Source organism: Microbacterium sp. JAI119, assembly GCF_013410135.1.
GTDB lineage: Bacteria > Actinomycetota > Actinomycetes > Actinomycetales > Microbacteriaceae > Microbacterium > Microbacterium oxydans.
The window spans coordinates 1,831,287-1,849,731 of sequence record NZ_JACCCK010000001.1 but is presented as its reverse complement, the minus strand read 5'-3'; the positions used below and the strand labels follow the sequence as shown (position 1 = coordinate 1,849,731).

18 protein-coding genes, 1 tRNA gene and 1 pseudogene are annotated in these 18,445 nt (G+C 67.7%); 9 read left to right on the top strand and 11 right to left on the bottom strand.

What is annotated here, in order from left to right:
• The first annotated feature begins 6 nt into the window (after window positions 1-6).
• Together HDC31_RS08920 and HDC31_RS08915 are read left to right on the top strand one after the other, a co-directional pair.
• Complete coding sequence (locus HDC31_RS08920) at window positions 7-918, top strand: helix-turn-helix transcriptional regulator (RefSeq protein WP_113681948.1); 912 nt, start codon at window positions 7-9, stop codon at window positions 916-918.
• Window positions 919-1,155: 237 nt separating this feature from the next.
• Window positions 1,156-1,473 carry a hypothetical protein gene (locus HDC31_RS08915; RefSeq protein ID WP_046747021.1) on the top strand — a complete coding sequence of 106 codons (318 nt, stop codon included), beginning with the start codon at window positions 1,156-1,158 and terminating at the stop codon, window positions 1,471-1,473.
• 111 nt (window positions 1,474-1,584) lie between these two features.
• Here HDC31_RS08915 and HDC31_RS08910 read toward each other — a convergent pair whose 3' ends face one another.
• The gene (locus HDC31_RS08910) at window positions 1,585-1,845 is read right to left on the bottom strand and encodes a DUF6458 family protein (protein ID WP_046747022.1); all 261 of its coding nucleotides are present in this window, start codon (window positions 1,843-1,845) and stop codon (window positions 1,585-1,587) included.
• Between the two features lie 116 nt (window positions 1,846-1,961).
• The gene (locus tag HDC31_RS08905) at window positions 1,962-3,206 is read right to left on the bottom strand and encodes a globin domain-containing protein (protein ID WP_257022003.1); all 1,245 of its coding nucleotides are present in this window, start codon (window positions 3,204-3,206) and stop codon (window positions 1,962-1,964) included.
• On the opposite strand from HDC31_RS08905, the pseudogene HDC31_RS20565 reads away from it, so the two are divergent.
• A pseudogene (locus HDC31_RS20565) lies at window positions 3,181-3,486 on the top strand (helix-turn-helix domain-containing protein); the annotation flags it as partial. The gene HDC31_RS08905 and the pseudogene HDC31_RS20565 overlap by 26 nt on opposite strands.
• Window positions 3,487-3,576: 90 nt before the next feature.
• On the opposite strand, the gene HDC31_RS20230 reads toward HDC31_RS20565, so the two are convergent.
• The 3 genes from HDC31_RS20230 to HDC31_RS08890 form a co-directional block, all read right to left on the bottom strand.
• Entirely contained in the window at window positions 3,577-3,885 is a 309-nt protein-coding gene (locus HDC31_RS20230) for a hypothetical protein (RefSeq protein WP_227751213.1), read from the bottom strand.
• 54 nt (window positions 3,886-3,939) lie between these two features.
• Window positions 3,940-4,013: transfer RNA gene (locus HDC31_RS08895), tRNA-Ile, on the bottom strand.
• Between the two features lie 30 nt (window positions 4,014-4,043).
• Window positions 4,044-4,580: a gamma carbonic anhydrase family protein gene (locus HDC31_RS08890; RefSeq protein ID WP_061016715.1), complete on the bottom strand. Its 537-nt coding sequence runs from the start codon at window positions 4,578-4,580 to the stop codon at window positions 4,044-4,046.
• Window positions 4,581-4,710: 130 nt separating this feature from the next.
• Between HDC31_RS08890 and HDC31_RS08885 the strand changes: the two genes are divergently transcribed.
• Window positions 4,711-5,196, top strand: coding sequence for a Dps family protein (locus tag HDC31_RS08885; protein WP_046747026.1), 486 nt, complete (start codon window positions 4,711-4,713; stop codon window positions 5,194-5,196).
• A 75-nt stretch (window positions 5,197-5,271) separates the two neighbouring features.
• Here the strand turns inward: HDC31_RS08885 and HDC31_RS08880 are convergent, their stop codons facing one another.
• Genes HDC31_RS08880 through HDC31_RS08860 form a run of 5 tightly spaced genes read right to left on the bottom strand, consistent with a single transcriptional unit; the run spans window position 5,272 to window position 10,159 of the window.
• Window positions 5,272-6,768, bottom strand: a complete 1,497-nt coding sequence (locus HDC31_RS08880; RefSeq protein WP_179516022.1) for an amidohydrolase — start codon at window positions 6,766-6,768, stop codon at window positions 5,272-5,274.
• The gene (locus HDC31_RS08875) at window positions 6,765-7,412 is read right to left on the bottom strand and encodes an FMN-binding negative transcriptional regulator (RefSeq protein ID WP_046747028.1); all 648 of its coding nucleotides are present in this window, start codon (window positions 7,410-7,412) and stop codon (window positions 6,765-6,767) included. Before HDC31_RS08875 ends, HDC31_RS08880 begins: the two co-directional genes overlap by 4 nt.
• A 38-nt stretch (window positions 7,413-7,450) precedes the next feature.
• Window positions 7,451-8,449, bottom strand: coding sequence for an Fpg/Nei family DNA glycosylase (locus HDC31_RS08870; protein ID WP_061016718.1), 999 nt, complete (start codon window positions 8,447-8,449; stop codon window positions 7,451-7,453).
• Window position 8,450: 1 nt separating this feature from the next.
• Complete coding sequence (locus HDC31_RS08865; protein WP_061016721.1) at window positions 8,451-8,936, bottom strand: ribose-5-phosphate isomerase; 486 nt, start codon at window positions 8,934-8,936, stop codon at window positions 8,451-8,453.
• 38 nt (window positions 8,937-8,974) lie between these two features.
• Window positions 8,975-10,159: a ferrochelatase gene (locus HDC31_RS08860; RefSeq protein ID WP_061016723.1), complete on the bottom strand. Its 1,185-nt coding sequence runs from the start codon at window positions 10,157-10,159 to the stop codon at window positions 8,975-8,977.
• Between the two features lie 179 nt (window positions 10,160-10,338).
• On the opposite strand from HDC31_RS08860, the gene pepN reads away from it, so the two are divergent.
• The 5 genes from pepN to HDC31_RS08835 all read left to right on the top strand — a co-directional run bounded on the left by pepN (window position 10,339) and on the right by HDC31_RS08835 (window position 17,838).
• Window positions 10,339-12,891: an aminopeptidase N gene (pepN, locus tag HDC31_RS08855; RefSeq protein WP_179516021.1), complete on the top strand. Its 2,553-nt coding sequence runs from the start codon at window positions 10,339-10,341 to the stop codon at window positions 12,889-12,891.
• Between the two features lie 147 nt (window positions 12,892-13,038).
• Entirely contained in the window at window positions 13,039-14,112 is a 1,074-nt protein-coding gene (locus HDC31_RS08850; protein ID WP_179516020.1) for a mechanosensitive ion channel family protein, read from the top strand.
• Window positions 14,109-14,558 carry a globin gene (locus HDC31_RS08845; protein WP_058631145.1) on the top strand — a complete coding sequence of 150 codons (450 nt, stop codon included), beginning with the start codon at window positions 14,109-14,111 and terminating at the stop codon, window positions 14,556-14,558. Before HDC31_RS08850 ends, HDC31_RS08845 begins: the two co-directional genes overlap by 4 nt.
• A complete protein-coding gene (locus tag HDC31_RS08840; protein ID WP_113681945.1) occupies window positions 14,555-16,219 on the top strand; it encodes an FAD-binding dehydrogenase in 1,665 nt (554 codons plus the stop codon). The genes HDC31_RS08845 and HDC31_RS08840 overlap by 4 nt, the downstream gene beginning before the upstream one ends.
• Window positions 16,220-16,338: 119 nt before the next feature.
• Window positions 16,339-17,838 (top strand): serine hydrolase, encoded by a 1,500-nt coding sequence (locus tag HDC31_RS08835; RefSeq protein ID WP_218867357.1) that lies wholly within the window; start codon window positions 16,339-16,341, stop codon window positions 17,836-17,838.
• On the opposite strand, the gene HDC31_RS08830 is transcribed toward HDC31_RS08835, so the two are convergent.
• A complete protein-coding gene (locus HDC31_RS08830) occupies window positions 17,769-18,434 on the bottom strand; it encodes a hypothetical protein (protein WP_113681944.1) in 666 nt (221 codons plus the stop codon). The two genes, HDC31_RS08835 and HDC31_RS08830, sit on opposite strands and share 70 nt — an antisense overlap.
• Between the last annotated feature and the right edge of the window lie 11 nt (window positions 18,435-18,445).

The following is an 18,445-nucleotide window of genomic DNA, read 5'->3' as shown; positions in this document are numbered from 1 at the left end:
TAGCCCATGCAGTTCACGTCCACCGATCTGGCCCAGGTGGAGTCCATATGGCAGCAGTACGTTCCGTCGTCGTCGCTGCAGGATGCGGATCCGCGCAGCTTCCGCTTCGACTGGCGATCCGAGGAACTCGGCACCGCGTCCCTGATCGACTACCGACTCACCGCCAAGGTGCACTCTCGGGCAGAACCTCAGGAGCAGCTGCTGGTGTGTCGGGTCGACGCTCCCGATGCGCGTGTCTGGTCGGGACGCGAGTCCCTGGATGCAGGCTCGGCCTGGATGTCCGACGGCACCGAGGTCGAAGCCCGATGGGACCGGACAGCGCGCGTACGGGCGTTCGTGTTCGATCACCGCGCCGCCCAGGCGCGCGCGAGGCAGATCACGGGTGATGACCGACGGGAGTTGCGCACGACGGGGTTCGTGCCGCACTCCCCTGCCGACGCTCGGCGCTGGGAGCGGATGTTCGAGTACGTGGATCAGTCCGTGAACGCGGGGCCGACCGATCATCTGCTCCTCGCCGAACTCGAACGGCACGCCCTGACGATGACGCTTTCGGCGTTCCCGACCACATTCACCGACTCCCTCAGGCGGCCGGCACAGCGAGCCGGAGCGCCGGCCTCGGTCCGTCGTGCGCTCGCCTACATCGACGCGAATGCGCACCTGGCGATCACCATCGATGACGTCGCCGCCGCGTCGTACATCTCCACACGGGGACTGCAGTACGCCTTTCGACGAGCGTTGGACATGACGCCCGCCGACGCTCTGCGGCGGGCGCGCCTCGACGGGGCGCACCGTGATCTCCGCAACGGCGAGGGCCGATCGGTCGCCGAGATCGCGCGCCGCTGGGGCTTCAGCAACTCGTCTCGCTTCACTGCGGCGTATCGTGACGCCTACGGTGCAGCGCCCGTCCTCGCCTCGTGATCGTGACGCTCGCCTTGTGAACGTGACACTCGCCTTGTGAACGTGACACTCGCCTTGTGAACGTGACACTGAGCGAACAGATTGTTCGCTCAGCGCAATGTGGGGCGTCAGGCGCAGGGTGCGCGTCGATTTGTTGGCTAGAGTTCGAATTCCCGGACCACTTCCCGGTCCGTCGAGCATGCCATCGAGGAGAACCATGGCCCGCCCCCTGACCGTCGTGTCCCGCCGCCACTGCTGATGGGCAGCCTGTACTACGGCGACACATCGACGCCGATCTACATCGAGGATCGCGCTTTGGCGCACCTCAAGGTGGTCATCGCCACCAAGCTCCGCCGGAACGAGAGCTTCACCCTCTCCTGGCGTCACCCCGAGGGTGAGGCCCCTGGGCGATCGACCCTCTGGCTCCACCCGTCGATTCCTCTGAGGTTCGTCTTCCAGGAACCGGAGTCTCCCGATCTGAGCCGGAGGTGGATCGAGGAGCTCGCGCACTCGGCGAGTTCGAGCGGCGGCATCGTCCTGGTCGAGGAGCACCTCGAGACCATCGCGCCGGACTGATCACCGCTTCGCACTGACGGCGTCGGACACCGTGGTGACCGACGCCGTCACTGCGTGTATTCAGAAGCCGGTGTCGCTCACAGGGCGGCGCAACTCACAGGGCGGCGCAACTCACAGGGCCTCGTCGCCGCTGGAGCTCACGGAGCGACGAGTGGTCGGCTCCCCCGTGGCGGGGTCGACGTATGTGCGTGAGACCGTCTCCGTTCGCCGGCGACGCGCGAGCAGCACGATGCCGATGAGGAAGATGATGACTCCTGCTCCCATCAGGATGTAGCCGACCATGTCGAGGTCGACCCAGGGAACGTCGACGTTGATCGCGAAGACGAGGATCGCCCCGATCACGAAGAGCGCGATTCCGCTGCCGATGCTCATTGTTCCTCCTGTCTCTGCGGCGCGGTGCCGCACTTCGGAAGCATGGCGTGGGGTCGCGGCGCCGAGGAGGGGCTTGACATCGGCGCGAACCCTTCTCCTCCGCGGCGCTCCGCGCGTCAGGCGGCGTCGACGGTCGGCTGCTGCAGCCAGAGGTCGGGGCCGAAGACCTCGTAGGCGATCCGCTCCGCAGGTATCCCCCGGCCGATCAGAGTCGCCCGGACAGAGCGCATGAACTCGAGAGGGCCGCACATGAAGACGACCGCGTCGTCCGGGAGCTCGACATTCGAGAGGTCCATCCGCCCGGGGAGCGCGGGGTGGAGGGTCGGGGCCGCGTCCGCCCCGTCCGCGTACCAGTTCTGCGCCTTGGCATCCTTCATCGCGAGCACCTGTCGCCGCAAGGAGGGATGCAGCACATGGGCGTCGTGGTTCCGGTCGGCATGGAAGAGTCGGATGGTGCGGTCCGGGGCGCGACGGGACAGATCCTCGACGATTGCGGTGATCGGTGTGATGCCGATGCCTGCGGAGACGAGGACGAGGGGATGCCCGGTGTCATCGAGCACGACGTCACCTGCTGGTTGGGACACATCGAGCACGGTGCCGGGGTGGGCGTGCTCGTGGAGCCAGGTCGAGACCTGACCGTCGGGGACGCCTGCACTGCCGCGGACGCGCTTGACGGTCACGCGCAGCGCATCGCCTCGCGGACCGGAGGAGATCGTGTACTGGCGGGGCTGTCTGGACCCGTCCGGCAGGTCCACCGCGATGGCGACGTACTGCCCCGTCCGATGTGACGCGACGACGCCGTCGACAGGCGCGAGGAGGAGCGAGATGACGTCGTCCGACTCGACGACGCGCTCCACCACCCGATGTTTGCGCCACGGATGGGCGGGATCGGTGCCGCCCTGCGCGTACAGCTTCGCCTCTTCGGCGATGAGGGAGCACCCGAAGAGCCAGTAGACCTCGTCCCAGGCGGCTCTGACCTCTGTGGTCACCGCATCGCCGAGCACCGTCTGCACCGCATCGAGGAGGTAGTGGCCGACGATCGTGTACTGGCGTGCCTGGACACCCAGCGAGACGTGTTTGTGGGCGATCCGACTCATGATCGGCGTGAAGTCGGGGGCGTCCGGGTCGATGAGGTGCACGGCGAAGGCGACGACCGACGCGGCCAGAGCTCGCGGCTGCTCGCCGATAGCCTGGTTCGCACGGTTGAACACCCGCAGCAGTTCGGGGTGCGCGGTGAACATCTCCCGGTAGAACAGCGTGGTGATCTCATCCGCGTGCGCGGCTACGACTCCTGCGGTCGCACGTACGACCGCCTCGGACTCCGTTGAGAGCTTCATGACTTCCCTTCTCTTCAGCGTCATGGTCGTTCCACCATCGCCGGACCAGACGGAGTGCGCGCGCCCTTTCACCGGGTTATTTCCGGCCGAAACGCGCCCTCCTCTCTGCCGGCGTGCTTATCCTCGCCCCATGCCCCGTCGAGCCCATGACTTCCGAGGTCTGACCCAACCGCGGCGCCTGCGCCTGCTCCGCTCCATCCAGGAGAGGCCCGGCCGGGACGCCGGCGCGCTCGCCGAGGAGAGCGGGATCCCGTTGAACACCGCACGTGACCACCTGCGGGTGCTCGAAGACGAAGGCCTGATTCGCAGTGAGCCCGTCAACACCGGCCATCGCGGTCGTCCACCCCTCGTCTTCCACCCTGTGCGTGAGACATCGTCGAGCCAGAGAGCACGGTCACGGGTCGAAGGCGCCGATGTGAGGGGCCGCATGCTCCGCGCCGTGACGTCGGAGAGTCCGCGCCTCGGCGAGCAGGCCCTCCGGCAGGTTGACGTCCTGTACGAGCACCTCGACGATGCCGGTCTGAACCCCGTCGTCGACGAGGAAACGCTCCGATTCGATCTTGCTCCCTGCCGGTACCGCGGCCTGCTCGCCGAGGATCAGGCGCTCGTATGCGCCGTGCATGCGCAACTCGTGCGCGATGTGCTCCGACTGGGCGATGGTCCTCTGGAGATGCGGCGACTCGATCCGTTCGTGACGCCGCATCGCTGCACGCTGCTGCTGTCATCGAGCGACCAGGGATCCGCTGAGGATCGCGAGTAGGGCGGGTCGGACTTGAACCGACGATCGTTGGGTTATGAGCCCACTGCCTTAACCAGCTTGGCCACCGCCCCGTACGGGTCCCAGCCTAGCGGCCGGGGCGCTCACACCCGCGTCGCCGCCGAGTGCGTCTGCGAGTGTCCGAGATAGATGTCGGCGTTGGCCAGGAGTTCCGCTCGCTCCTCTTCGCTGAGCGCTCGACGCACCTTCGCCGGCACGCCGGCGACGAGAGAGCCTGCGGGGATCTCCGTCCCGCCGAGGACGACCGCTCCTCCGGCGATGAGACATCCTTCGCCGATGACGGCACCGCTGAGTATCACCGCCCCCATTCCCACCAGGCTTCCGTCGCCGATCGTGCAGCCGTGCACGACCGCGTTGTGTCCGACCGAGACCTTGGAGCCGATCACCACAGGATGCGCTGCATCGACGTGGACGGAAACGTTGTCCTGGAGATTGGAGCCGGGGCCGATGACGATCTGCGCCGAATCCCCGCGAAGGACGGCGTTGTACCAGACGCTGGAGCCCGCCGCGAGGCTGACGTCGCCGACGATGCGAGCGCCGTCGGCGACGAATGCCGTCGCGTCGATCGACGGCGTACTGTTCGGCAGGGCGAGGATGGAGGCTCCGGACGCGATGCTCATGAGGCGAGACTACCCTCACTTCCGCGGAATCACGCGGAAGTGAGCCGAGCCTCAGCTTGCTTGCGGAATGTCTGACGCTGAGTAGCGTTGTCTTCATCAGATACGAGAAACCGTTCCGGAGGAGCACAAGATGAGCAAGGCACAGACCGTTTCCACCACCGCCATCGACCCGACCGTGGCTGCAGGGGCGGCCCAGTTCCTCTCCCCTGTCGTCCTCGGTCTCCAGGCACTGACCATCAACGGCAAGCAGGCCCACTGGCATGTCCGCGGCGCGAACTTCGTCGGCGTGCACGAGCTGCTCGACACGATCGTCGCCCACGCCGGCGACTTCGCCGACACCGCCGCTGAGCGTATCGTCGCTCTCGGTCTGCCGATCGATGCACGCGTGAGCGCCGTCGCGGAGAAGGCGGGCTCGACGTCGGTCGCGGCCGGCTTCGCACAGTCCGACGAGCTGATCCGCGCGGTGATCTCCGACATCGACGCCATCCTCGTCGACGTCAAGGCCGCTGTGGAAGGCCTCGACGAGGTCGACCTCACCAGCCAGGACGTCGCGATCGAGATCCAGCGCGGCCTCGAGAAGGACCGTTGGTTCCTCGTCTCGCACATCGCGGCCTGATCGCAGACATCGTCTGAACGTGGCAAGGGCGGTCCTCGGTTCTCCGAGGGCCGCCCTTGCTGCACGAGTAACCCATCAGTGCGCGTGTGTGACGTATCCCCGCAAGACGGTGGAGAGCACGCTCATCGAGCGCAGAGCCGGCCCCGTCGACGTCAGCGGGTCCGCCGCACACAGGACGATGTCGGCGGGCTCACCCGGCCGCAGCGAAGTACGCACGCTCGCTTCCAGTGCCTGGGCGACCGTGATCCGCTCTTCCGGATGCCATGCTGCTCGCGCGTCGGCCGTCCGGGACACCGCTGCGGAGATGGCCTGCCACGGATCAAGCGGGGCCACCGGGGCGTCGGAACCGAAGCGCAACTGTGCCCCTGATGCGCGCAGTGATGCGAGGGGATAGCCGATCGAGGTCTGCTCCGACCAGTGCCGGTCCACCAGATCGCGATCATCGACGGCGTGCTGCGGCTGAACGCTGGCGATCACACCGAGGCGAGCGAACCGCGCGAGGTCGGTGTGTCGCACGAGCTGGACATGCTCTATCGATCCGGCTGCGCCCGTGGTGGTGAAGGCATCCAGCGCCGAGGTGATGGCCCTGTCGCCGATCGCGTGCACCGCCACCCCCAGTCCTGCGCCGGTCGCGCGGGTGAGGAGGTCGACCAACTCGTCGGAGGGCACCGTGAGCATGCCGAAGTTGCCGGGATCTCCCGGGTAGGCGTGCGAGCACGCGGCTGTCCGAGTGCCCAGGGAACCGTCTGTGATGATCTTCAGCGGCCCGACGCGCACGAGCCCCGCCCCGCGGGCCGGAGTCTCGGTCAGTTCATGGAGTTCACCCGTGCGGAGCCCGGCGTCGATGGCGCGTTCGAGGTCGAACGGGTACACCGCGAACTCAACGCGATGGGAGGCGAAGCCCGCCTGCACCCGTCGCGGCCACGCTTCCGCACTCCACGCCATGTCGAAGTCGACGAGGCCGGTGACACCTCGTGCCGCGGCCTGCTCCCCTGCCCGCACCATCGCACGGTCACCATGAGCGGCGTCGACGGCATTGAGGCGCCGCGAGATCTCGAAAGCATCGGTCTCGCGCAGCACGCCGTCCTCGCTGCGGAAGCCCTCACGAGCGAGTGCAGCGCTGTTCAACCAGACGCTGTGGACGTCGGCGTTGATGAGGTAGGTGGGAACGCCGCCGGTGGCCGTGTCCAGGAGTTCGAGTGACGGACGATCCGGCCACAGCGCATCTCGGAAACCGGTCCCGACGCGTCGACCGTCCGCCAGCGGGGGAACACCACTCATCGCACCCGCGGCGGCCGCTGCGGATTCCGCGTGTCCGAGCGGCGCGCGCTCCGATGTCAGCGCCCATTGGACGGTGTGGACGTGGTTGTCCCAGAGACCGGGAACCGCCCAGGCGCCGTCGGCGGCGAGGACGCGGCCACGGGCGGACAGAGCACCGGTCGGGGCGATGTCGACTATGCGTCCATCGGCGATGAAGATGTCGACCGGTTCGTCGTCCATCAGGAACTCGCGTCCTGGTCCGGCGATCCGCACGGCTGTGATGGTGTCGATGGCGGCGCCGCGTTCGGTCACTGCTGTACCCCTCCTCGGCGTGCGTCCTGCGCGCGCCGCATCTCCGCGGCGAGGGCCGGGTTCGCATAGGGCCCGTCGCCGGAGAGCTCCTCGATCACCGTCTCGATCGTCTCCGGCGCCTTGTTCTGGCTGAGCTTCCTCTTGGCGACGACTCGTGTCGGTGTCAACCGGAAACCCACCGTTCCCGCGGCCAGCCGCTCCACGTAGGCCGCGTCGTTGGGGCGCTCCCACATGCGTCGCGGTTCCGGCATCAGGGATTCGAAGTGCGCGACGAGGCGGTCGAGCACGACGAGGTTCTCCTCGGCGCTCAGGATCTCGGGAACGCCGGACAGATGGACAGCGGTGTAGTTCCAGGTCGGCACCGCGGGCACATCGCCGTACCATCCGGGCGAGATGTAGCCGTGCGGGCCCTGGAAGGCCACCAGCATCTCTCGGTCCTCCCCCAGCCCGTGGATGAGGTCGTCAGGACGACCCACGTGACCCACGACGGTGAGGTCGTCGTGGGCGTCATCGAGCAGGACGGCGTAGTGCGAGGCCACGAGCCCCTCTCCGCCAGAGCTCATGATCGTCGCCCAGGGGTTCGCCTCGATCACGCGGCGGATCTCGGGCACATCGGCCAGCGTGAAGCTGGGATTCTGTCGCATTCGATCAGCCTAGATCCGGTGGTGGCGGCGCGGGCGGATCACGCTTGGCAACGCGGGCACCAGTAGAGCTTCCGAGCGCCGATCTCCTCCAGCGCGATCTCGGTCCCGCAGATACGGCAGGGCAGACCAGCGCGGTGATAGACCCAGTGACGATCGTCCCGGTTGGCCATGGCGGCGCGGTAGTCCGCGCCGGTCAGACCGTCCATCGTCATCATCTGCCCCGTCTCCACACCGATGGCGAGCAGACGCACCCAGTCGTGCCAGAGCGCGCGCACGACGTCTTCGGGAACGTCGCGACCCGGCGTGTGCGGGTTCAGCCTCTGCCGGAACAGCATCTCGGCGCGGTAGACGTTCCCGATGCCGCTCACGACCGACTGGTCCATGAGCAGGAGTGCGATCACCGTCGGCTTCTTCCTGACAGCGCGGACGAAACGCTCCTCGTTCTCGACCGGATCGCCGACCAGGGGGTCAGGGCCCAGTTTTGCGACGGTCGCGAACATCTCCTCAGGTGTCTGCAGGACGCACGCGGTCGGCCCTCGGAGGTCGGCCGCAGTGATGTCGGTCATCAGACGCAGTCGAACCTGACCGACCACGGGCGGCGGCCACTCCATGCCCTCATCAGCGAGCCCCTTCGTCTGCTCGGACATGCGCACGTGCACCCGCGTGCGTCGGGGCGCACCGATCGAGGACAGCGAGTTCTCCCCCGCATCATCGAGGATCGGGTCCTCGAGGATCGTGCCCCGCTGATTGGTCTGGCCCATGCGGCCGTTGGCGGAGGCGATGGTCGGGTCGACGACGATCTCACCGGCGAAGTCCCACGCTCCATACAGGCCGAGATGCACCCGGAGCCACAGGTCGCCTTCCGTCTCCAGGAACATCTGCTTGCCGACCGCCTGCACGCTCACCGCGGCACGGCCGTCGAGCAGGGATGCTCCTTCGGCGAACCGACCCTGCGGGCTGGAAGCGCTCAGCGTCTTGCCGACGAAGTTGCGGTCGAACTGCCGAGCGATCCGGTGGACGGAATGACCCTCGGGCATGTCAGGCCCGCGGGTCCGGGAGCAGTGAGCCGTCGCGTTCGAAGTCGGCGATCTGTCCGATGCGCCGCACGTGGCGCTCGTCGCCCGAGAACGGGGTCGTGATGAAGCGGTCGATGAACGAGGTGACCTCGTCGTACGTGTGCTGACGCGCGCCGATGGAGATCACGTTCGCATCGTTGTGCTCGCGGGCCAGCTCCGCGGTCGAGAGGTTCCAGACGAGCGCCGCACGTACGCCCTCGACCTTGTTCGCGGCGATCTGCTCGCCGTTTCCGGAGCCGCCGAAGACGACGCCGAGCGCCTCGACGCCCGCACGCCGATCGGCGATGACGGCCTGCGCCGCGCGGATGCAGAACGCCGGGTAGTCGTCGACCGCGTCGTACTCGACGGGGCCGTGATCGACGACCTCGTGCCCGGCGGCGCGCAGATGGTCCTGCAGCTGCGTGGAGAAGTCGAGGCCCGCGTGGTCGGTGGCGATATGGATGCGCATGTGTCCCATCCTAGAAGCGCGCGCCGGTCACCGAGAGGTCACGGAGCGACGCCTGCGGCAGCCGGCTTGAAGCCCGCCCGGATGTTCTCGCAACAACCGGGGCGGCAGACGTCGAACCCGCCGGGAAGGGAAGTGACGTGAGCGCGTTCCTCGTTGGGACGCCCCTGGAGGCGCTCCTCGATCAGATCGACGATGCCCGCGACGAATGCCGGCGATACGCCGGGGGTCGGAGTACGGGTGAAGGAGAGTCCCGCTTCCTCCGCGGCCTCCGCCGCCTCGGTGTCGAGGTCCCACAGGACCTCCATGTGGTCGCTCATGAATCCCACCGGCACGACGGCGACGGCCTTGCGTCCGCGCTCGGGCAGCTCGCCGATCACGTCGCAGACATCGGGCTCGAGCCACGGCTGCGAGGCGGGACCGGAGCGGGACTGGTAGACGAGCTCCCACGACACATCGGCGGCCGCCGGGACGGTCTGGCGGACGCGATCCATGACCCACGCGGCGACGGCGAGGTGCTGCGCGGCATAGGCGCCGCCCTCACCCCACTCGATGTCGCGGGCACCCGAGCGCTCGGCGTCGGCGGTGGGGATGCTGTGCGTCGAGAAGAGGATCTGGATGTCCGCGGCTGCGATGCCTTCGGCGAGGAAGTTCTCGATGGCCTCACGGACACCGGTCTCGAACGCCTCGACGAAGCCGGGGTGATCGTAGAACGGGCGGATCTTGTCGATCGTGACGGTCTCGCCCAGGCCGGTCTCCTCCAGGATGCGGGCGAAGTCCTCCCGGTACTGGCGGCAGCTGGAGAACGAGCTGTACGCACTCGTGGCGAAGGCGAGCAGGGTGTTGTGCCCGTTGCCCGATGCCTCGGTCACGACCTCTTCCAGGTACGGCGCCCAGTTGCGGTTGCCCCAGTAGACCGGGAGCGTGATGCCCCGCTCGGCGAGAGCGTTCTGCAGCGCCTCCTTGAGCACGCGGTTCTGACCGTTGATCGGACTCACCCCGCCGAAGTGGCGGTAGTGGTGCGCGACTTCCTCGAGCCGCTCGTCGGGGATGCCGCGGCCGCGCGTCACGTTCCTGAGGAACGGGATCACATCCTCCTGGCCCTCGGGCCCGCCGAATCCGGCGAGCAGGATCGCGTCATAGGCGACCGGTGCGGTCACGAAAGGTGCACCACCGGAGGCAGCAGGCGAGGCAAAGGGGACGACATTCGGCTCGATCGCAGTCACCCGTCCATCCTCCCACTTCTACGGAGTGCCGGAGTGCGCGCGAGCACCGTTTCTATCCGATTCCCCTGCACCGCGATGGAGATCGGGCATTCCCCGCACTGGCGTAGGCTGTCAGGGTTGCCGTCGGCGCCAACTGCGCCCAGCCCCGGTGACATCCCCTCACCCCTGGGAGTACAGCTGTGCCTGGAGAGAACCTCACCCGTATCGAAGCGCAGGAGCGCCGCGACGTCGTCGACACGCAGTCCTACGAAGTCGCCCTCGATCTGACCAAGGGCGCCGAGGTCTTCGGCTCTCGGAGCGTCGTCCGCTTCACCGCCACGCCCGAGAGCTTCACCTTCATCGATCTGATCGCGCGGGAGGTCCGTGAGATCTCCCTCAACGGGGAGCAGCTCGACCCCAACGAGGTCTTCGCCGACTCGCGCATCACGCTCGAGGGACTGCAGGCGGAGAACGTCCTCGTCGTGGACGCCGACTGCGAGTACACGAACACCGGCGAGGGCCTGCACCGTTTCGTCGATCCCGTCGATGGCGAGGTCTACCTCTACTCGCAGTTCGAGGTGCCCGACTCGCGTCGGGTGTTCGCGGTCTTCGAGCAGCCCGACCTCAAAGCGACGTTCCAGTTCACCGTGACCGCACCGGCCGCATGGAAGGTCGTCTCCAACTCGCCCACCCCCGAGCCCATCGTGCACGACGATGACGTCACCGCCACGTGGGGCTTCGAGCCGACGCCGCGCATCTCCTCGTACATCACGGCGTTGGTCGCCGGTCCCTACGAGTCGACCTTCTCGGAGCTGACGAGCGCCTCCGGCCGCGTCATCCCCCTCGGCGTGTACGGCCGCAAGAGCCTGTGGCAGCACCTCGACGCCGACTACATCTTCGACAAGACCCGCGAGGGCTTCGCCTACTTCGAGTCGAAGTTCGGCGTGCCGTACCCGTTCGCCAAGTACGACCAGCTCTTCGTGCCGGAGTTCAACGCCGGCGCCATGGAGAACGCGGGAGCCGTCACCTTCACCGAGACCTACGTCTTCCGCAGCAAGGTGACGGACGCCGTCAAGGAACGTCGCGTCGTCACGATCCTGCACGAGCTCGCTCACATGTGGTTCGGCGACCTCGTCACCATGAAGTGGTGGAACGACCTCTGGCTGAACGAGTCGTTCGCCGAGTGGGCCTCGACCATCGCCACGGCGGAGGCCACGGAGTGGACCGAGGCATGGACCACGTTCAACGCCATGGAGAAGACCTGGGCCTACCGCCAGGACCAGCTCCCCTCGACCCACCCGATCGTCGCCGAGATCAACGACCTCGAAGACGTGCAGGTGAACTTCGATGGGATCACCTACGCCAAGGGCGGCTCCGTCCTGAAGCAGCTGGCCGCCTGGGTCGGTATCGAGGCGTTCTTCTCGGGCGTCTCGCAGTACTTCCAGAAGCACTCCTGGGGCAACACGGAGCTCAGCGACCTGCTCACCGAGCTCGAAGCCACCAGCGGCCGCGACCTCGGCACGTGGTCCAAGAAGTGGCTGGAGACCGCCGGCGTGAACACGCTGGAGCCGGTCATCGCCGAGGGCCACGACGGCACGATCTCGCGCTTCGCGATCACGCAGACCGCTCCGGCCGACTACCCGACCATCCGTCCGCACCGTCTCGGCATCGGCTTCTACACCCTCACGGACGGCTCGCTCACCCGCACGCACTACCTCGAAGTGGACGTCGACGGCGACCGCACCGAGATCCCCGAGCTGCAGGGTCTCACCCGCCCCGACCTCGTGCTCCTCAACGACAACGACCTCGCCTACGCGAAGATCCGCCTCGACGAGAAGTCTCTGGCCACCGCGATCGCACACCTCGCCGACATCCACGACCCGCTCGCCCGTTCGCTCGTCTGGGGCGCGGCATGGGATCAGACCCGCGACGCCGAGACCGGCGCTTCCGAGTACATCGACCTCGTGCTCGGCAACATCGGGCGTGAGACCGAGTCGACGACGGTGCGCACCACGCTCGCGCAACTGCGCACCGCGGCGAACCTCTACGTCGCACCGGCCGACCGCGAGGCCGCGCGCCTCAAGGTGGCGGATGGTCTGTGGAGCCTGGCAGAGTCGGCCGACCCCGGCAGCGACAGCCAGCTGCAGTTCGTCACGGCCTTCGCCAACGCTCTGGTCACTCCTGAGCACGCGGGCATCGTCGGACGTCTGCGCTCCGGTGAGGACACGCTCCCCGGGCTGGAGATCGACGCTGACCTGAACTGGCAGCTGCTCGCCGGGCTCGCCACGATCGGCGCGACGGACGCCGCCACGATCGATGCCGCTCTCGCCGCGGACAACACCGCGAAGGGCGGGGAGTTCGCGGCTCAGGCACGCGCGTCCCTGCCGGACTCCGCCTCCAAGAAGGCCGCGTGGGCGTCGTTGATCGAGCGCGATGATGCTCCGAACACGATCGTGCGCTCCGCAGCACTCGGGTTCACCCACCCGGCGGGAGCTGCGGTGCTCGAGGAGTTCGTCCCGGCGTACTTCGACATGCTGCTGCCGATCTGGGAGTCGCGGACCTACCAGATCGCGCAGTACCTGATCGTGGGGCTGTTCCCGACCGCACTGGCGGACATCGCCCTGCGCGACGCGACCCGCGGCTGGCTCTCGGAGCACCAGGATGTCGCCCCTGCTCTGCGACGCCTCGTGCTCGAGAACCTCGCCGATGTCGAGCGCGCCCTGGCCGCGCAGCCCCGCGACGCCGAGGACTGATACCCGAACACCAGCGAAAACGGAGACCATCCGCTCTGATCCCCGTGTGTCCACCAATGACACGCTGCGGTCGGGCCGGATGGTCTCCGTTTTGACGCGGGGTTCCACCCAGCCCGCGCAGAGGCCCGCTCGCTAGGATCGGAGGTGATGATTCTTCCCTCCACTGTCACCGAACCACCTGCGGAGATCCCCCTCCCCGACTGGGTGAAGGCGCTGCTCGCCTGGCTCGGCCAGGTCGGCATGAATGCCCTGACGGTCACCATCATCATCGTCAGCTGCATCGTGATCGGGCTCGTCCTGCGGCTCGTCATCCGACGTGTGGTGCACCGCATCGTCGACAGCGCGAAGAACAAGGCGTCGGTCGACGACACTCAGGCACTCGAGCGCTCTCCGCTCGCGGATATGCGCCTGGTGCAGCGCACACGCACGCTCGGCACCATCCTGCAGAACATCGTGAACGTGATGCTGGTCGTGATCGCGATCGTGCTGATCGTGAACGCGCTCGATTCGAGTCTGCTCGGCTCGCTGACCCTCCTGACCGCTGCGGTCGGCGCTGGTCTCGGTTTCGGCGCCCAGAACATCGTCAAGGACGTGCTCAACGGCATGTTCCTCGTGGCCGAGGACCAGATCGGCATCGGCGATGTGGTGGATCTCGGTCTCGCGAGCGGTGTGGTCGAATACGTGAGTGTGCGCATCACCCAGGTGCGCGACGTCAACGGCACGCTGTGGTACGTGCGCAACGGTGAGGTGACCCGGATCGGCAACATGTCGCAGGGGTGGGCGCGCTCCATCATCGACATCGGCGTGCCGGCCGACTCCGACCTCGAACAGGTCGAGCACATCATGCTCGAGACCGCGCAGGGACTGTCGAAGGACCCGAAGTGGCGTACGCGCATCATCGAGAAGCCCGAGCTGTGGGGCTTGGAGTCCATCGACGGAGACGCGCTCGTGGTGCGTATCGTCATCAAGGCCAGGGCCAATGCCAAGGACGACGTGGCCCAGGAGCTGCGTCGCCGCCTGCGCGCTGCCCTCCTCGAGAAGGAGATCGGCGTGCCCCGAATGGTCGACGTGGTGCCGACGGGGCTCGACGGTGCACGGCGGGTCCGCGGTGCGAACCCGCCGAGAACGCGCCCGAACGCGGTGACCGGCGTGCCGGTGGTCCCCGACCGAGGTATCTGGCGGCGGAAGAAGCCGAACGACGACGGGAGCACCCAGAAGTGACCTTCTACGACGAGATCGGCGGGCACGAGACCTTCCGGAAGATCGTCTCCGTGTTCTACCGCGAGGTCGCGCTGGACCCCGTCATGAAGCCGATGTACCCGGAGGAAGACCTCGGTCCTGCCGAAGACCGTCTTCGGATGTTCCTCGAGCAGTACTGGGGCGGCCCCACGACGTACGGCGAAACCCGCGGGCATCCGCGTCTGCGCATGAGGCACATGCCGTTCCACATCGATGCGGATGCGCGAGACCGTTGGCTTCGTCACATGCGCACCGCGCTCGACGAGGCGCAGTTGTCTCCCCTGCACGAAACCACGCTGTGGGACTACCTGGAGCGCGCGGCCTATGCCATGGTGAACACACGCGAACCTTCCGGGATCGGCGCCGGACCCGGCGGCCGGCCCACGCTCGAGACCCGCTCACGTCAGGAATCAACGGAGACCCCATGACGACAACGCCCCTGTCCGCAGACGTCCTGGTGATCGGATGGGGGTTGGCGGGCCTGGTCGCCGCCGCCGAGGCGCTCGATGCCGGGCGGCGTGTCATCCTGGTGGATCAGGAACCGCGCACGAACCTCGGTGGGCAGGCCTGGTGGTCGTTCGGAGGGCTGTTCTTCATCGACTCCCCCGAGCAGCGGCGCCTCGGCATAAAGGACTCGTTGGAACTGGCGACCCAGGACTGGGTGGGCAACGCCGGATTCGATCGACCGGAAGACGAGTGGCCCCGGCGATGGGCCGAGGCGTACCTGCAGTTCGCCGCCGGCGAGAAGCGCGCGTGGCTCCGTGAACGTGGGGTCGGCTTCTTCCCCGTCGTCGGCTGGGCGGAGCGCGGCGGCTACGGCGCTATCGGACCTGGCAACTCCGTGCCCCGCTTCCACATCACGTGGGGCACCGGCCCGGGAATCGTCGCGCCGTTCGCCGCAGCTGTCGAGCAAGGGGAGCGAGAGGGGCGCCTGACCGTGCTCCCCCGCCACCGCGTCTCCGAGCTGCTGGTGACCGACGGAACCGTCACCGGGGCACGCGGGCAGATCCTCGCGACGAGCGGGTCGAAGCGCGGTGAGCCTTCATCGCGCGACGTCGTCGACGATTTCGAGATCACGGCGACAGCGACCATCGTCTCGTCGGGCGGTATCGGTGGAAACCACGACCTTGTACGCGCCGCTTGGCCCGCGCGCCTCGGCACTGCACCGGAGCACATGCTCACCGGGGTGCCCGCGTATGTCGACGGCTCGATGCACGGTGTGAGCGAAGCCGCCGGTGCCCGGCTGATCAACGGCGATCGCATGTGGCACTACGTCGAAGGCATCGCCAACTGGGATCCGGTGTGGCCGTCGCACGGGATCCGCATCCTCCCCGGGCCGTCCTCGCTGTGGTTCGACGCGACCGGCACTCGCCTGCCCGTGCCGCTGTTCCCCGGATTCGACACTCTCGGGACTCTCGCTCATCTGCGCACGACCGGGCACGACCACTCCTGGTTCGTCACGTCGCGCCAGATCGTCGAGAAGGAGTTCGCCCTCTCCGGAAGCGAGCAGAACCCCGACCTCACCGGGAAGGACGTGGGCCTCCTGTTGAAGTCCCGCCTGGCGAAGGGGCCCACAGGGCCGGTGCAGGCGTTCCTCGACGAGGGTGAGGACTTCATCGTGGAGAACGACCTCGATTCGCTGCTGGAGCAGATGCAGAGGCACGCCGGCGGCGAGGTGCTGGACATCGACAACGTGCGGCGCGAGGTGCTCGCCCGCGATCGGGAGATGGAGAACGACTTCACGAAGGACGCGCAGATCGGCATGCTCCGTTCCATGCGCAGCTATCGAGGCGACAAGCTCATCCGAACGGCGGCTCCGCATCGCCTTCAGGATCCGGCCGCGGGGCCGCTCGTCGCGGTGAAGCTGCACGTGCTCACCCGCAAGTCGCTCGGCGGCATCAACACCGACCTCCAAGGGCGCGCGCTGAACGCGGTCGGCGAGCCGATCCCCGGGTTGTACGCGGCTGGCGAGGCGAGCGGTTTCGGCGGTGGCGGAGTGCACGGCTACCGTGCGCTCGAGGGCACGTTCCTCGGCGGGTGTCTGTTCTCCGGCCGCATCGCCGGACGGGCTGCGGCTCTGGCCGGATGATCTCGGTCCCGGGCTTTCCGGGTGAACCTCTTCGGGGCATCCATCCTGCTTGTTCGGGGTAACCCGAAGCGGCGGCGGCGGGTCTCGAGTCGTCGCGTCCAGCTCCCTACCGTGGACTCGTGCGCATCCTCTGCATCCTCGGTCTCGTCTCGGCATCGATCCTCGGCGGTACGCTCTCCGCTGCCGCCGCCGAGGCGTCGACGGCGCATGAAAGCGCGGTCGGGAGCTACGCCGAGGCGTTCGCGACGCCCGGGGTCGCGGCAGCGGTCATCACGAATGGTGACGTCGACCTGATCGTGCACGGCCGTGACGGAGCGGGCGACCCGATCACTCCGCAGACGCCGTTCCGGATCGCGTCGATGAGCAAGTCGATCACGGCGACCGCGATCATGCTCCTCGTGCAGGATAGAGCGCTGGCGCTCGACGACCTCGTCGTCGAGCGGCTCCCTGAATTCACGATGGCCGACCCCAGGCATCGGGACATCACGATCAGACAGCTCTTGTCTCATACGTCGGGGCTCTCGCTGCAGACGAACGACGAGTTCTCGCTGCCGGCGCCGCGTAACACGCGGGCGGTGGTGGCTGAACTCACAGGACGACGACTCGTCGCGGATCCGGGTGCTCGTTTCGAATACCACAACACGAACTACTCGCTCGCGGCCCGCATCGTCGAGGTCGTCTCCGGGCAGAGCCTCGACGAGTTCCTCCGTCAGCGGCTTTTCGCCCCGCTCGGGATGCGCGACTCTCGAAGCGTCGACGCCTGTGATCAGAGCGTCGACGGGCTCACACCCGGCTACTCCGTGGTGCTCAGGGTCGCCTATGTCATGCCGGAGATGCCGGGCCGGTGCGGCGGCAACGGTGGTGTGGTCTCGACGCTTTCCGACATGGTGCAATGGCTGGGTTTCAACCAGGGTGACGTCGGTGCGGACATCCTGGATCCGGTGCTGCGGGAGGAACTGCATTCTGTGCAACCGGGCGCCGTGTCGTATGCCCTGGGATGGCAGAACCTCGGTCCGGACGGAGCACCAGCGCCCGGCGTCCTGTCGCACGGGGGTACTCTCGCGACGTTCGGCGGGTCGATGGCCTTCGACACCACCACCGGTACCGCAGCCGTGGTGCTGACGAACGGGGTGGGCTCCCCCGGCGAGCTGGTGCGTCACCTGATCGAAGGCGACGCGTCCGCGGCGACGTACGAGAATCCGCTGGATATCGCGAACAGGATCCTCCTGGGTGTCACAGCGTTCGCGTCGATCGTTCTGCTCGTCACGACGCTGAGGGCTCCGCGGTGGGCGAGGCGGATGCGCGGAGAGGGGAGGTCGCGTGCCGGTGTCCGGCTCGTTCCGTTCGCGCTCGTCATCGTGGCGGGGTTCTTCGTCCCCCTGGTGCCAGGGCTGCTCGGGGGATCCGTCAACTGGCAGTACTGGGTGATCGACCTCTGGCTGTTCCCGCTCCTGGACGCTCTGGGACTCGTGCTCGTACTGGGTGGCACAAGCGCGCTGGTGAGCAGGATCGTGGCGCTGCGGTTGGACTCGCGGGCGCCCGGAGGATCTCAGCCCGCGGAGCCGGTGTCCCGGACGCTCGTGAGACCCGATGCGACGGGACCGCGCGAGAGCACGTGACCACGTCGGAAGGCGAGACGTGTCCACCGCCCCGACTTCGACACGCGGACCTGCTCCTCACCGGAGATGAACCCCATCGCGTCGGCAGCGAAGGCGATTCCCCGAGGGAGGCAGTCGAGGTCCTCGTCGGGTTCGCCCCAGATCGCCGCACGCAGGGCGCGTACGGCTTCTTCGCCGGATCCCGGGGCTGCGCCGCGGGCGACGGCGGAGATTCCCCACTGCGCGCGCTGCGCGATCACAGATGCGTCGAGCTCCCCTACGGGCTCCCAAGAGCCACGGGGCGGAGCCACCCCGGCCCAGGCGGGCGACATCCCGGTCTCCGGGAGACCGAGCCGCTGCGGCTCATCGGTCTGCGAGAGCTGGTCGACCACGATGTCGCACTCGAGCTCGGGGTCGGCGTGCACGATCCGCATCGCGAGGATCGTCGGTGTCTGGTCGAAGAGTCCATGGGGAGCGAGCGCCGCGGTCGTGAGGGCGAGCACACCGTTCCCCGCCTGCAACCGTACTCCCTCGTCCGTGATCCGTGACGCGCGTCCCACGAACGTGAGAACGTCCTTCGCTGTGTCCGGGTCGGCGAGGAGGAGGTGATGCGGCACGCGTTCTAAAC

Bases quoted from the DNA above. Each gene is read 5' to 3' on its own strand.
- HDC31_RS08920 (WP_113681948.1), top strand. From the start codon at position 7: ATGCAGTTCACGTCCACCGATCTGGCCCAGGTGGAGTCCATATGGCAG.
- HDC31_RS08915 (WP_046747021.1), top strand. From the start codon at position 1,156: ATGGGCAGCCTGTACTACGGCGACACATCGACGCCGATCTACATCGAG.
- HDC31_RS08910 (WP_046747022.1), bottom strand. From the start codon at position 1,845: ATGAGCATCGGCAGCGGAATCGCGCTCTTCGTGATCGGGGCGATCCTC.
- HDC31_RS08905 (WP_257022003.1), bottom strand. From the start codon at position 3,206: ATGACGCTGAAGAGAAGGGAAGTCATGAAGCTCTCAACGGAGTCCGAG.
- HDC31_RS20230 (WP_227751213.1), bottom strand. From the start codon at position 3,885: ATGCGGCGTCACGAACGGATCGAGTCGCCGCATCTCCAGAGGACCATC.
- HDC31_RS08890 (WP_061016715.1), bottom strand. From the start codon at position 4,580: ATGAGCATCGCGTCCGGAGCCTCCATCCTCGCCCTGCCGAACAGTACG.
- HDC31_RS08885 (WP_046747026.1), top strand. From the start codon at position 4,711: ATGAGCAAGGCACAGACCGTTTCCACCACCGCCATCGACCCGACCGTG.
- HDC31_RS08875 (WP_046747028.1), bottom strand. From the start codon at position 7,412: ATGCGACAGAATCCCAGCTTCACGCTGGCCGATGTGCCCGAGATCCGC.
- HDC31_RS08870 (WP_061016718.1), bottom strand. From the start codon at position 8,449: ATGCCCGAGGGTCATTCCGTCCACCGGATCGCTCGGCAGTTCGACCGC.
- HDC31_RS08865 (WP_061016721.1), bottom strand. From the start codon at position 8,936: ATGCGCATCCATATCGCCACCGACCACGCGGGCCTCGACTTCTCCACG.
- HDC31_RS08850 (WP_179516020.1), top strand. From the start codon at position 13,039: ATGATTCTTCCCTCCACTGTCACCGAACCACCTGCGGAGATCCCCCTC.
- HDC31_RS08840 (WP_113681945.1), top strand. From the start codon at position 14,555: ATGACGACAACGCCCCTGTCCGCAGACGTCCTGGTGATCGGATGGGGG.